General features: G+C 63.0%; 13 protein-coding genes. 5 read left to right on the forward strand and 8 right to left on the reverse strand.

The window, feature by feature from the left end:
• Positions 1-159: 159 nt before the first annotated feature.
• Genes V6M50_RS00795 through V6M50_RS00805 form a run of 3 tightly spaced genes read left to right on the forward strand, consistent with a single transcriptional unit; the run spans position 160 to position 3,390 of the window.
• Positions 160-921 (forward strand): glycosyltransferase family 25 protein, encoded by a 762-nt coding sequence (locus tag V6M50_RS00795; RefSeq protein ID WP_332816622.1) that lies wholly within the window; start codon positions 160-162, stop codon positions 919-921.
• Entirely contained in the window at positions 911-2,392 is a 1,482-nt protein-coding gene (locus tag V6M50_RS00800; protein WP_332816623.1) for a lipopolysaccharide biosynthesis protein, read from the forward strand. The genes V6M50_RS00795 and V6M50_RS00800 overlap by 11 nt, the downstream gene beginning before the upstream one ends.
• Positions 2,389-3,390: a polysaccharide pyruvyl transferase family protein gene (locus V6M50_RS00805; RefSeq protein ID WP_332816624.1), complete on the forward strand. Its 1,002-nt coding sequence runs from the start codon at positions 2,389-2,391 to the stop codon at positions 3,388-3,390. Before V6M50_RS00800 ends, V6M50_RS00805 begins: the two co-directional genes overlap by 4 nt.
• A gap of 28 nt (positions 3,391-3,418) precedes the next feature.
• On the opposite strand, the gene V6M50_RS00810 is transcribed toward V6M50_RS00805, so the two are convergent.
• The 4 genes from V6M50_RS00810 to V6M50_RS00825 form a co-directional block, all read right to left on the reverse strand.
• The gene (locus V6M50_RS00810) at positions 3,419-4,807 is read right to left on the reverse strand and encodes an exopolysaccharide biosynthesis polyprenyl glycosylphosphotransferase (protein WP_332816625.1); all 1,389 of its coding nucleotides are present in this window, start codon (positions 4,805-4,807) and stop codon (positions 3,419-3,421) included.
• 290 nt (positions 4,808-5,097) lie between these two features.
• Positions 5,098-6,093 (reverse strand): ribosome small subunit-dependent GTPase A, encoded by a 996-nt coding sequence (gene rsgA, locus V6M50_RS00815; RefSeq protein WP_332816626.1) that lies wholly within the window; start codon positions 6,091-6,093, stop codon positions 5,098-5,100.
• Positions 6,094-6,782: 689 nt separating this feature from the next.
• Positions 6,783-7,817 carry a fused MFS/spermidine synthase gene (locus V6M50_RS00820; protein ID WP_332816627.1) on the reverse strand — a complete coding sequence of 345 codons (1,035 nt, stop codon included), beginning with the start codon at positions 7,815-7,817 and terminating at the stop codon, positions 6,783-6,785.
• Between the two features lie 185 nt (positions 7,818-8,002).
• Positions 8,003-8,188, reverse strand: a complete 186-nt coding sequence (locus V6M50_RS00825; protein ID WP_332816628.1) for a hypothetical protein — start codon at positions 8,186-8,188, stop codon at positions 8,003-8,005.
• A gap of 376 nt (positions 8,189-8,564) precedes the next feature.
• Between V6M50_RS00825 and V6M50_RS00830 the strand changes: the two genes are divergently transcribed.
• Entirely contained in the window at positions 8,565-8,780 is a 216-nt protein-coding gene (locus V6M50_RS00830) for a hypothetical protein (RefSeq protein WP_332816629.1), read from the forward strand.
• 15 nt (positions 8,781-8,795) lie between these two features.
• On the opposite strand, the gene V6M50_RS00835 is transcribed toward V6M50_RS00830, so the two are convergent.
• From V6M50_RS00835 to V6M50_RS00845, 3 genes are all read right to left on the reverse strand, one after another.
• Entirely contained in the window at positions 8,796-9,101 is a 306-nt protein-coding gene (locus V6M50_RS00835) for an alkylphosphonate utilization protein (protein WP_332816630.1), read from the reverse strand.
• A gap of 81 nt (positions 9,102-9,182) precedes the next feature.
• The gene (locus tag V6M50_RS00840) at positions 9,183-10,844 is read right to left on the reverse strand and encodes a SulP family inorganic anion transporter (RefSeq protein ID WP_332816631.1); all 1,662 of its coding nucleotides are present in this window, start codon (positions 10,842-10,844) and stop codon (positions 9,183-9,185) included.
• Complete coding sequence (locus V6M50_RS00845) at positions 10,841-11,161, reverse strand: helix-turn-helix domain-containing protein (RefSeq protein WP_332816632.1); 321 nt, start codon at positions 11,159-11,161, stop codon at positions 10,841-10,843. The genes V6M50_RS00840 and V6M50_RS00845 overlap by 4 nt, the downstream gene beginning before the upstream one ends.
• A gap of 167 nt (positions 11,162-11,328) precedes the next feature.
• Between V6M50_RS00845 and V6M50_RS00850 the strand changes: the two genes are divergently transcribed.
• Positions 11,329-11,781, forward strand: coding sequence for a DUF983 domain-containing protein (locus V6M50_RS00850; RefSeq protein ID WP_332816633.1), 453 nt, complete (start codon positions 11,329-11,331; stop codon positions 11,779-11,781).
• Between the two features lie 150 nt (positions 11,782-11,931).
• On the opposite strand, the gene hemN is transcribed toward V6M50_RS00850, so the two are convergent.
• Complete coding sequence (gene hemN / locus V6M50_RS00855) at positions 11,932-13,227, reverse strand: oxygen-independent coproporphyrinogen III oxidase (RefSeq protein WP_332816634.1); 1,296 nt, start codon at positions 13,225-13,227, stop codon at positions 11,932-11,934.
• Between the last annotated feature and the right edge of the window lie 55 nt (positions 13,228-13,282).

The following is a 13,282-nucleotide window of genomic DNA, read 5'->3' on the forward strand; positions in this document are numbered from 1 at the left end:
TATGCTGCACCTGCGAAGACGAGCCGCCCCGTTGACCGGACGACCGGAGCGCAGGCGCCTTCGCTCTCGAATAATTGCCCGCTACCAAGGATCGCCTCGGCCCGTCGTTGGTTCTGAACCGCGCAGCCATGCGCAACCGCAAGTAAAAAGGCGATCCAAGTGGGTGATTCCCTACCCGAATCGGGCAAAACCACCGAAGTTCTGGTGGTGTCGCTCGAATCAGCCGCGGCCCGCCGGGCAGCCTTTGCCGCGCGCGCGGCGGACACCTCGCTTGCGTGGCGTTTCTTCGATGCCTGCACCGGCCCTGCGCCGGGCATGACGATCGACGAGCCCGCGATCCGCCGCAACAAGGGCCGGCCGATGAGCAAGGGCGAGATCGGCTGCTATGCCAGCCATTTCTCGATCTGGCAGGACATGATCGCGCGCGGCGTGCGCCAGGCGATCATCCTCGAGGACGATACGGTGGTCGACTGGGCCTATCTCGAACCGCTCGCGCGGACCGATCTTCGCGCAGAGGGCATCGATTATCTGCGGCTCTATGCGAAACGGCCGACCTGGCAACGCGTGGTGCGCCGGGACTTCCTCCAGCATTCGCGCACGATCGTCGAGCTGGTCGGCCTCGCCTATGGCACGCAAGGCTATGCGATCACACTCGAAGGGGCGCGGCGGCTGGCCGAGCATTGCCGCATGGTGCGCCGCCCGATCGACGATGCGATGGACCGTTCATGGGCGCACGGCTTGCCCAATCTCGCGCTCTATCCCGCACCGATCCTCGAGGCGGCGATCGTCTCGGACATCGGCAATTCGCGCTTCGGGCCCAAGAGCGATCCGCTCTATCATTCGATGAAGCAAAAGGCCTGGCGCCATGTCGAGCGCGCGCGGATGCGGATGCTGAAAGCGAGACGCCTGCTTGACCGCTGACCTCCCTGCCCGCTTCGACGAGGGCTTGCGCGCGCGCAGTCGCAGCTCGATCGGCTGGACGATCACGCGCTTCCTGTCGGACCAGCTCTTCTCGTTCGCCGTCTTCGTGATTCTCGCGCGGCTGCTGACGCAAGCGGACATTGGCGCCTTTGCGGTGATGGCGGTGACCGCCGAGGCGTTTCGCATCATTGCCACCGCCGGCCTCGTGCAGACGATCGCCCGCAAGCGCGAGATCACCCCGGCCTTCCTCGACACCATCTATCGCTCGCAACAGGCCTTCTCCTTTCTCTCCGCCATTTTGATCATCGCGCTCGCCCAGCCGATCGCCGACTGGATGAACGCGCCGAATATCGCCCTGCCCCTAGCGGTGATGAGCCTCGCACTGCCGATCTCCTCGTTCGGCGCCACGCATCTGGCGCTGCGTCTGCGCGAGTTCGGGCATCGCACCACCGCGCTCCGTTCGGTGGTCGGCGGACTGATCGGCGGCACCTGCGCGGTCGCCGTCGCCTTTGCCGGGCTGGGCCTCTGGAGCCTGGTCATCCAGCGCCTCGTCACCGAAATCGTCGGGGTCATACTGTCGCGCGCCTCCTATGACTGGAAACCGGGCTGGCAGTTCGACCTTGCGATCCTGCGCGGCAACCTGATGCTCAATGCCAGCCTGATCTATGTCCAGCTCGCCTTTCTCGCGACGGTGCGCGTGCAGGAAATGGCGATCGGTGCCGGGATCGGGCTCGCCGCGGTGGGTGTCTATCGCACCGCCTGGCGCACCGTCGAGTTGATCGGGCGCGGCGCGATCCAGCCCTTCACCCAGGTCGCGGTGCAGACGCTCGCGCGGGTCAAGGACGACCCCGCCGAGCTGCGCGACGCCTATCGCTGGATGATTTCGCGTGCCTCAGCGCTCTCCTTTCCAGCGCTCGTCGGCTTCGGCGCGCTGGCGCCGGTCGCCATCCCTACCGTGTTCGGCGCAAAATGGGGCGAAGCCGGTGAGCTTGCCCAGATCTTCGCGTTCATGGCGGTGCCCTTCACGCTCAACTTCTTCGCTTCGCCCTCGCTCAGCGTGCTGGGGGCGTCGCGTAGCCTGATCTCGCTCTCGACCACCCAGCTTGTGCTCGGCGTGATCCTGACGCTCGCCGCATTGCCCTACGGGCTTTTCGCGGTCGCCATCTCCTATGTGGGGCGCGCCTATCTCACCTTGCCGATGCAAATTATGCTGCTCCGCCGCGCCTCGGGTATCCGCCCGGTCGATACCTTCGGCGCGGTCGGCGCCCCGCTGGTTGCCTCCTCGCTGATGGGCGTCGCACTGGCGATCGCGATGCGGTTGCTCGACGCGCATCTGGCGGGCTGGCTGGCGTTGCTGCTGCTCACCGCGATCGGCGCGCTGTTTTATGGGATCATATTGCTCGCCATCTCCGGGTCGTGGCGCAGCCGCCTCCTGTCCATGCCCAGACGCATCAGAAAGGGTCGTATATGACCAAGAAGACCGCCGACCAGCTCGTCGGCGAACTCGCCCAGCGTTTCGCCCGAGTGCTCGACGCCGTACTGCCGCTGGGCAAGCTCGCCTTGGTCGACTTCCCCGATCACTCCAATGTCGGCGACTCCGCGATCTGGCTCGGCGAGATGGCTTATCTGCGGGGGCGCGGCCGCGTTCCGGCCTATTATTCCGCGATCGCTGATTTCGAAGACGCGGCGTGCCGGGCGGCGATCGGCGACGGAGCGATCCTGATCCATGGCGGCGGCAACATGGGCACGCTATGGCCTAAACACGAAGCCTTCCGCCTCCATCTCCTTCGCACGCAACGCGGCCGCCCGATCGTCCAGATGCCGCAGTCGATCCATTATGCCGATCCCGCCGCGGCGGCCGAGATGGCCGAAGCGATCCGCGAGCATGGCCGGTTCACTTTACTGGTGCGCGACGCGCGCTCGCTGGCCTTTGCCGAGCAGCATTTCGACTGCGCGATCCATCTCTGCCCCGATGCCGCGCTGATGCTCGGCCGCCAGCAGCGCAATGCGGCCACCGTGCCGGTCTTCGCGCTGCTGCGCACCGATCATGAGCGCGCGGCAGGCCAGGCCGATGCGCTGCCCGCCGGCGTCGTCGCCGACGACTGGCTGGAGGAGGATGCCGGCCAGAAACGCCGCCTGCGCCTGTCGCTCAAGCTCGGCCGCCTCTTCACCCGCGATCCGATGACGCAGCGCGCCGCGCGGCAGCAGCGTCTGGCCGAATGGCGGTTTCAGCGCGGCCTAGCGATGCTGTCGACCGGCGAGCTGGTCGTCACCGACCGGCTCCACGCGCACATCCTCTCGCTGCTGCTCGACATCCCGCACGTGCTGCTCGACAACAGCTATGGCAAGGTCGCCGGCTTCGCCGATCAATGGACCGGTGACTATGCAGGGCTGATGCGCGCGACCAATCGCGCCGAGGCCTTTGCCACCGCGCTTGCCTGCCTTGCTCCGCAGATCGTGGACGGCTGAAACGACACGCGGCGCGAGAGCGCTCAGCTCAATAAGCGTTGCGGTGCATCAGTACCTGCGCGGTGCGCGCCAGGATCGAGATGTCGCGCAGCAGCGACCAGCCATGCTGATATTCGAGATCGGCCTCGAGCCGGTTGAGAATGTCGCGCTTGGTGTTGGTCGCACCGCGAAAACCGCGAATCTGCGCCAGTCCGGTGATACCGGGCTTGAGCGCATGGCGGTGCCAATATTGCCGGTCGACCCGCCAGAACAGCTCGTCCCCCGCGGTCGAGCCCAGCGCATGCGGGCGCGGCCCCACCAGGCTCATCTCGCCGGACAACACGTTGATCAGCTGGGGCAGCTCGTCGATGCTCGTTGTCCGGATAAACCGCCCGACGCGGGTAATCCGATCGTCGTCGCGGCTGGCCGAGCGCGCTCCGTTCGCGTCGGTCATCTCGACACGCATGCTGCGGAACTTTAGAATCCGGAAGATGCGGTTGCCGCGCCCCATCCGCTCCTGGCGGAAAAAGACCGGGCCCGGCGAATCGAGCTTGATCGCGATCGCCACCATCACCAGCAACGGCAGCAACAGCAACAGCGCCGGGATCGTCACCGCCAGGTCGAGCGCCCGCTTCTTCACCCGGTTCGCCCGGTTGAGCGGGCCCCATGACACCACCAGCGTCGTCACCCCGCCCCATTGCCGCGTGGTGAGTGGTCCCAGTTCGGCGATCTCAGGCATCACGATCTCGCCGAGGATGTTCACGCCCTTCAGCGCCCGCGCCCATTCGACCTTTCGGTCGGGCGCGCAAACGATCGTGACGCGGTCGTAATCCTGCAACACCGTGCCGAGGCGATCGAGCATATATGGATCGTCGAGATCGGTGCGGAGCCCCGACGCACGGGCGTCGATGATCTCGCGACCGAGGTAGGACGCCGGCAGGTTCGCATCGTCGAGGATGACCAGCTCGGCCGTCAGCTGACCGAACGCCCTGCGCACGATATGGCAGACCAGCAACCGCTGTCCGACCAGTAAAGTCAGCGCGGTAACCATGCCCATGCCGACCGCCAATCGCGGAACTTTACCGGTCACCCGCAGCGAGAAGGCGACGAGCAGGAAGACGAACAAGGTCGTTGCGAACGAAATCAGCATCTGGCGGACGCTCTTGACCCGATGGGTCAGGCACCGCGGATTATAAGCCTGATTCTGGAAGGCGATCGCGGCATGGACGAACAGCGCGCCGAACATCGCCGTCCACAGTCCCTCCGAAATGCTCCGGGGCGCCTCGATCATCAGCGTCACCGCGAAGCCGGAGGCCAGCGCCGCCGCGTCCAATGCCATCAGCCCCAGGCAGAGCCATATCTTGGCATCGCGTCGCGCCGCTTTCGCGAGCGGCGTTCGAACGGGCGCGCCATGGAGCGCCAAGTCGATCTTGGTCATGGGATGGGGAGCTCCCTGGGTTCGCGTGATCTTGTTGCAATGCAACATGCCTTTAGCACGGGCGAATACAAGCCGAGCGCGCGAGCACGTGCCGGATACAGGATGATCCGTGCGAAGAATGTGTAGTGTGCCGCGTCCCGCCGAGGCTGGATTACAATCCGATTTCAGGAATCGGGTTCAAGGCAGCCGGCCAATTGGCCAAAGGCTGTCGGTTATCAGGCGGACGAAATCATTATACCCCATGACGGAATCGCGTTGGCTCCCGGTGTATTCATCCTGGCCACGCCCCTCTATCGGGAGCGCTTCGCAAGACGCGCACTGTTGGCATCGTCCTCAACCGCCAGTTTACGCCAGCGATCGAAACGCGCCAATGGCAGCGCGCCCGCCGCGATCGCGGCCCGGACGGCGCAGCCTGGTTCGCTTCGATGCGCGCAGTCGGAGAAACGGCAGCGCTGCGCCATCTGGATGAAGTCGTCGAAGACCTCCGATATTCCATCGGCCGCGTCCGACAGTTGCAGTTCGCGCATGCCGGGCGTGTCGAGCAGCCAGCCGCCCCGATCGAGGCGGTGCATCTCTCGGACGGTGGTCGTGTGGCGCCCGGTACCATCGCCAGCACGGATCGCCTGAGTGGCGATGCTGTCCGAGCCACGCAAGGTGTTGACCAGCGTCGATTTGCCCACGCCCGAGGATCCGAGAAGCGCGACGGTTTCACCCTTGCCGCACCACGCCGCGAGGCGGGCGACACTGGCGGGATCGCGGCCGTTGACGGTTTCGACGCGCAACTCCGGCTCGATCGCGCGCGCCGCCGCCGCGAAAGTCTCCGGCGTGTCCGTCAGGTCGGTCTTGGTGAGAACCACGACGGCGTTCACTCCTACCTCGCGCGCGAGCACCAGGTAGCGCTCAAGCCGCGCGACGCTGAAATCCTGGTTGCACGAGGCGACGATGAACAGCGTATCGACGTTGGCGGCGATCATTTGCTCCTTGCGGGGATCACCGGGTGCGCGCCGCTTGAACAGGTTCATCCGACGAAGGACGCGTATGGGTTCCAGCGTGTCGCGGTCGATAAGCAGCCAGTCGCCGACCGTCGGATGATCGTCCAAGGGCCCGGCGCCGGGAATATAGGGTGAGATGAAACGCCGCGACCCCGCGCCCGCGACGGCAATCTTGCCGCGATGGACCGCCATCACCCGGACCGGGTGGCATTGCCCTGCTTCCTCGCTTGTGACCTGCGCGCTGAAACAGGCTTTCCAGCCGAGTTCTTCCAAGGTTTCGTCGGTCGATTGCATAGAGCTACGAAAGCATCCTTCTTCGACCCAACAGCAGTTTCCCCACGTTGGTGAACATGCCGGGCTCCGCTATATGGTGTTCAATGGCAGGTTAGCGAAGAGGCGCCGGACGAATCTTCCTCCACTCGCCGCCTCGAGGACCAAGACGGGGCGCAAAGCTGCCGCTTGTGGTGATCGAACGACCGCTTTCAGGGCCCAGCAGACCAACGATGGCAAATTTCTGCCATTTTGTCGATGGTTCTGGGGCGTTTTGAGAGCGGTAAGTGGTGCCAGAAGAGGACTCGAAGCAGGCCCTCTAAACCGTAGTATTCTGCGGTTTTTTAATGCGATTCCAAAACAGGGACTCACATTAAAGGGATATTTTCTTTATATAACGGTCCTGTAGCGACAACAATTTTTGCGAAACCTTCACCAGATACCATCGATGCCGGCGCGATCGGACAGCTGGAATGAACCCATAGCTGGGAAGCTCGGCGCTGGTAGCACTGGCGTGAGGAGTTGGACTGCAGCGGCGAATTCGGCTTTTGGCTGGCAACGGCCGATCCGCTTTCGGGCGCAATTCGTGACGAGCAGACTTCGCGCAGTCGGCGCCAATGCGCGGGCGTTTGTGCGCAAGTTCATGGCAATCAACCCAGGCATTCGCACTGCGCTAGCGACGCGGGAACGGGACATTTATCCAGCCAAGAGGCTCAGTCGACGGACCAAAGCAGGGCTATTGATAGTGACTGTGATGCACGACAATTACGTTCCGTCCTGCTGACAGGGTTTTGATCAAGAGCCTCTACCCTGTCCAAAACTTCCTTTGCTAGAGATAAAAAGGAGATGGGATGGACCTGGTCGAGATTGCGGGCGATCCGCTGAATCTCCCCAGGATCCAGGCACGGTCGCTCGTCCTTGAATGCGAATATGACCCGGTTCATCCCGATTTTTACTGGAAGATCGATAACCAGTCCGAAGCACTCCCGTATGCGAGACAGGATAGAGGCGTGCTTCCAGTGATGATCGCATAGATTGATCACGAAGACGCCTCCCGGGTTCAACCGCGAATGGCAATCGCGGTAAAATTCCGAGGAGCAGAGCTGGGCTGGCTGCCCGTCCTTGTCGAAGCCATCCACGAGCAAGATGTCGCAGCTTCTCGTGTCTCGCCTTACGAATTCGGCTCCATCATCACAGATGATCTCGAAGCGATCACCCTCGGGCGGCATCAAGAATTGGTCGCCAACGGCAATGACCTCGGGATCGATTTCGACCGCGGTGATCAAGCTATTGGGCAGATATTTATAGCAATATTTTGCCAGCGACCCTCCGCCGAGCCCGATGATCTCGATGGCCCCCGGAGAGGCATTGAACAGGAGGAAACCCATCATCTGGCGCGTATAGTCAAGCATCAGCCTGTCCGGGTCGTCGATACTCATCGCGCTTTGCACAAAGGCCCAATTGGCCAGGAGACTTCGTATATTGCCGAGCTCGAAGACGAGCGGAACGTCAAATCCGCTTTGCTCCATCAGATGCGGATCGTCACCGTCAGGGCCATATCGTTCGAAATGACGATGATCGCGGTCGATGTCGTCGAGGTGATCGAGAAAATGATCCAGCTCGGTCCCCGTTTGACCTTCGCCATGCAAGTCCGGAGCTGTTTCGGGTCCGCAAGCCATGTCGCCCTCGACTTCCAGGCGTTCTGCGGCCCTATCGGTCATCGTCACGACGTTCGTTTTGCCGATCATGCGCCCGTCCCCCTGCAATGGTGACGCCCACGAACAGGACGAGCAGCAAAATGGTGACAAGGATGATCAAGAATGTCGTCATATATGCCTCCCGCCCGGAAGAGGGGGCTGCGCGAACGGGAATCTACGGCCGCTACGACAGACCCGAAGCATCCCGATCCGCCCAATATTCGGAGCGGACGAAATCAACGGCCCTGCCGTTTCTCAAATAGCCGGGCCTTCTCGTACATCTCCTGCCATGCCGCAGCGGCGCGAAGGGCCCGGTCCCGGACATTCGGCAGCGACGTCGTACGTGCTTCCGCTTGGCAGGCATTCATGCGAGCCAGGTAGAATTCGCAGTTACGCAAAGTTGGCTTGAGGCTGGCGGTCATGTCACAAGCACCATGGTTTTTCTTGTCTGTTGCGGGGACGGCATCGATCCGGCTTGGCCAGGTTTCGATTGCGCCTTCGCGTGAGCACAATTCGACCGCGCGGCCAAATCTTGCTTAAGCCAGATGATCGATCATTGGGCACAATGCATATATACAATGGTCTCTTCGATTGTTAAGTATGATATTTGATGTATGAAACATCATGGAGATGTGATCCGATGCCGTTATCGGTCCGCGAGCTCTTCCCGGCGTGAATAGGCGTCGCCCGTCCTTCACGGAGGAGAGTTTGCCGGGCGCTTCATCATCGGGCCTCAATCGGATATTGGATCTTTCGGCGCGCGGTGACGATAACTATGGCAGGCCTATGCCTCGACGCATGACGATAGCAGGACAGATCGAGCAGCTGATCGAATCGCTGGAAGGCGGCGCGATCTGCGACGATTGCATCACCGATCGGCTCAACCTGTCGGTCCGCAGCCAGGCCAATGCGGTGACGCGTGGCCTTGGCGACGAGAAGAAGTTCGACCGCGGCAAAGCACCGTGCGGCCTGTGCGGATCGACCAAGACCGTCGTCCGCCATCGCGCCCTATAAGCCCGCATAGGAGGCTCAACGCTTGCGCACGAACTCCGCACGCAGGACGAGGCCTTTGATCGCCTCATGCCGGCAGTCGATCTCTTGCGGATCACCGGTCAGCCGGATCGACTTGATGACGGTGCCAACCTTGAGCGTCTTGCCGGCTCCCTTGACGTCGAGATCCTTGACGAGGACGACCTGATCTCCGTCCTGGAGGATGTTGCCCACCGCGTCGCGCACTTCGACCTGCCCGGACGCGGCTTTTCGAGCCGCCAGTTCGGAAGCCGGCATCCACTCGCCGCTCTCCTCGTCATAGGCATAATCATTATCGCTGGTCATTTCATGCTCCATTGGGGTTGGACAGTGGGTCGGTTGAACGGGCGCGGTCGGCTTTGAGCGCGCGCAGAGCGCACACCGCGTTCATGTCTTCTCGAGTAGCTCGATGGCGAGCGACTGCGCGCGCGCATAATCAATCGCATGCGAGAGCTTCATCGACGTTTCGCCAAGCCCGACGCGTTCGAGCATCGAACAGGGCTGCGGCTGCACACCTGACAATATGATCTGCACCCCTGCCAGCCGCGCCTGCTCGACAAATTCCTCGAGCGCCTGCGCGCCGCTGGCATCGAGCAGGGGCATAAGCCGCAAGCGCAGGATGATCACGCGCGGCGACTGCCCCAATCGGCGCAGCGTGTCGAGCAGCTCGCCCGCGACGCCGAAGAAGAAGGGGCCGGCGATCCGGAACACTTCGACACCCGGCGGCAGGTCGTCGCGCTGGTCGAGATCTTCGGCGTCGAGTTCGGCATCGCGCCTGCCGCTACCGTCCACTTCGACCGTTTCGGCCATGCGCGCCATGAACAGCAGCGACGCGAGTGTCACTCCGACGGCGATCGCGACCGTCAGGTCGACGAGTATCGTGAGCCCGAAGGTGAGCAGAAGAACGGCGCGATCGCCGTTCGGCATGCGGAGCAGCACAAGAAAACGCTGATATTCGCTCATGCCCCAGGCGACCATGAACAGGATCGCGGCGAGCGCCGCCATCGGCACATAGGCCATCAGATCGGTGCCGAAGAGAATGAAGAGCAGAAGGAAAGCGGCGTGCATCATTCCCGCGACCGGCGTCTTCGCGCCCGATCGGATATTGGTCGCGGTGCGGGCGATCGCCCCCGTTGCGGGGAGGCCGCCGAAGAGCGCCGAGCCGAGATTGGCGACGCCCTGCCCGAGCAGTTCCTGGTTCGAGCGGTGCCGCGTCCCGGCCATGCCATCGGCGACGACGGCAGAGAGCAACGCCTCGATCCCGGCGAGGAAGGCGATGGTAAAGGCAGACGGCAGGACGGCGTTCATCTTCGCAAACGAAATCTCCGGAAACGCGGGCATTGGAAGACCCGCGGGAATGTCTGGAAAACGCGAACCGATCGTGTCCACCGGAAGGTTGAACATCGCCACGACAAGCGAGCTAACCACCACGGCGATTAGGAAGCCGGGAAGCCGCGGTGCCAGCTTGCGAAGGCCAATAATGATCGCGAGCGCCCCCACGCCGACGCCGATGGCAGCCCAGCTTGCGCTCGGCAAGGCTGCCGCATAGGCCTGCCATTTGGGAATGAAGTCGGCGGGCACCTTGTCGATCGCAAGCCCGAAGAAGTCCTTCACTTGGCTCGACGCGATGATGACGGCGATCCCCGCGGTGAAGCCGGTGACGACTGGATGGGGGATATATTTGATCATCTGCCCGAGGCGCAGCACGCCGGCGAGGATCAGGATCAGTCCCGCAAGCAAAGTGGCGATGAGCAGCCCGTCATAGCCGTGGCTCGCGATCACATTGAAGATCACGACGACAAAGGCGCCCGTCGGCCCGCCAACCTGGACGCGCGATCCCCCGAGCGCCGAGATCAGGAAACCGGCAACGACCGCGGTAATCAGCCCCTTGTCGGGAGATGCGCCGCTGGCGATGCCGAGCGCCATGGCGAGCGGCAGGGCGACGATCGCGACGGTCAGGCCGGCGATCGCATCGGCGCGGAATGTGGCGGCGGAATAACCCTCGCGAAAGACCGTAAAGAGCTTCGGCGTATAGGTCTCGGGTGTCACCGAATTTCGGGCCGGCTCGGAAATTTTGCGGACAGGAGCCCGCGCCCAGGCCGTTTGGGATCGGTGTCCGCCACTTCGCGGAGCCGCACGCCGCGCCCCGTCCCGACGCTCGACGAATATTCGCCGAGCAGTTCGATGCCGTTGCTTTCGAGCGCGCCGATTACCTTCACCAGCGTATCGACGACACCGCGAACCTGGCCATTGGATGCTTCCATGCGCTGGATCGTCGGAAGCGAAAGGCTGGCCAGTTCGGCGAGCTCACGCTGATCGATCCCGAGAAGGGCACGCGCGGCCCGCATCTGCTGCGAGGTGATCATGTCAGCTCCTTGGCGTTTTATACATCAATTATCAATCTTAACACCATCAACTAATGCTGTATATATGGATGATGCTAAACAATCGATCAAATCGCGCGCCGTCCAGGCGCGGGCAGCGGGCATAGCCGATGCCCAATTTCGTGCAGTCGCCCTTCGACCGGCCCATCGTGAGGAAGGCTCGCCCCCCTTCACCCGACCATGTCCCTGAAGACACGCGCCCCGAGCTCCCGGCCACGGGCCGCGAGGCGATCGTCCGCGGGATTCTGGGCCGCTGTCCGCGTTGCAACGAGGCAAGGCTGTTTACCCGCTTCCTCAAGCCGGTCGCGCACTGCCCCCATTGCGCCCAGGACTGGACGCGCCAGCAAGCCGACGATTTTCCGGCCTATGTGTCGATCTTTCTCACCGGCCACATCATGGCGCCGGTCATCATCGCGCTCGTTCAGGAAACGGCGCTGTCGCTAGCCGCGCTGGCCGCGATCATCGTCCCGCTGATGCTCGCCCTGATGATAGCCTTCCTCCAGCCCGCAAAGGGTGCGATCATCGCCCTGCAATGGTGGTTCGGCATGCACGGATTCCAAAAGGAAAGGCCTGCCGTGCCTGACGCTGGCGACTGCGAATAGTGCATTCCGTGAGAACCGCCGTTCGCGGTCGGGCAGAATTGGGGTTTGGTGTCGGAGATATGGGGTCGGGATAGCCGCCGTTCGGTCAATTCCTGATCAATGCCCCCTGCTGTCTCCGATCTCCGCCCATCGTTCCCCCGGGTAGCGCGCTTACAACTTTCCCCGGACACGGTCGAAATGCGCCGCCACGTGCCGCGCGTAGGGCCGTCCGCATTCGCGGATAACCAGCTCATCTCCCTCCCAATCGATCAGGCCGCGGTCTTCGTATCCGTCCATCGCAGCACGCGCCGCTTTGCTGAACGACGCATCGATCCGCGCCCGCCCGCTGCAAAGAAGGTCGCGAATGATCGCGCCGCGCTTGCGTTCGTTCGCGTCGATCATCACCCCGCGCGTCGCGGTCGGCCTGCCGTTGCCGATCAGGTCGCGATAATGTCCGGCGCGCTTTTCATTCTGGACGATCAGGGCGGGAAATTTGCTGATCGCGCTCGCACCGAAACCGAGCAGGACCGAAGCGTCGTCGTCGGTAAAGCCCTGAAAGTTACGGTTCACCCGCCCCTCGCCGACGGCAGCGGCGAGCGGATCCTCGGGGCGCGCGAAATGATCGAAGCCGATGGGCTGATACCCCGCGGCAATGAGGCGCTCATATCCACGCTCGGCCTGTTCGAAGCGCAATTTATGATCGGGCAGATTGCTGGCGTCGATCCGACGCTGGCGCGGGATCATGTCGGGCAGATGCGCATAGCCGAACAGCGCGATCCGGCTCGGGGCGAGACGAATTGTCTCGTCGAGCGTCGCGTCGAGATCGGCGAGCGTCTGCTCCGGCAGGCCGTACATCAGGTCGAAATTGATCGCATCGATGTCGCGGAGCCGTAACGACGCGACGACGCGTTCGATGTGCGAGAGCGGCTGGATGCGTCCGATCGCCTGCTGGACGTGCGGCGCGAAGGTCTGGATGCCAAGGCTGACGCGGGTCACGCGGGCCGCGGCGAGCACCAGTGCCCATTCGGACGAAAAGCCGCGCGGATCGAGTTCGATCGATATGTCGGGATGATGGGCATCGAAAAGGGTGAGCAGAAGATCGAGCAGGCGTATCAGTTCGACAGGCGCGATCGCATTGGGGCTGCCACCGCCAAAGGCGATCCGGTGGACCCGGCCGCGACCCCCGAGCCGTTTCGCAACTTGGGCGATTTCCGATTGCAGCGCGGCAAGATAGTCTGCCAGGCGTTGCTTTCGTCCCGCGGCCCCGGTGTTGCAACCACAGTACCAGCAGATCTGTTCGCAATAGGGAATGTGGACATAGAGCGAGAGGGATGTTGCGGCTTCGACGCCGTCGAGCGCCTCGCCATAGGCGTCGGCACCGACGTCGTCGGCAAACTCCATGGCCGTGGGATAGCTGGTGTATCGCGGCACGGGCCGGGCGAGCAGATCGGGATGATAGGACCACATAAGACCAGTTTAGGCGCTGCGGGCAGCGACGGCATTGACCAGGATCAACGCAGGA

Source organism: Sphingopyxis sp. (assembly GCF_036675685.1).
In the GTDB taxonomy this organism is placed as follows: Bacteria; Pseudomonadota; Alphaproteobacteria; order Sphingomonadales; family Sphingomonadaceae; genus Sphingopyxis.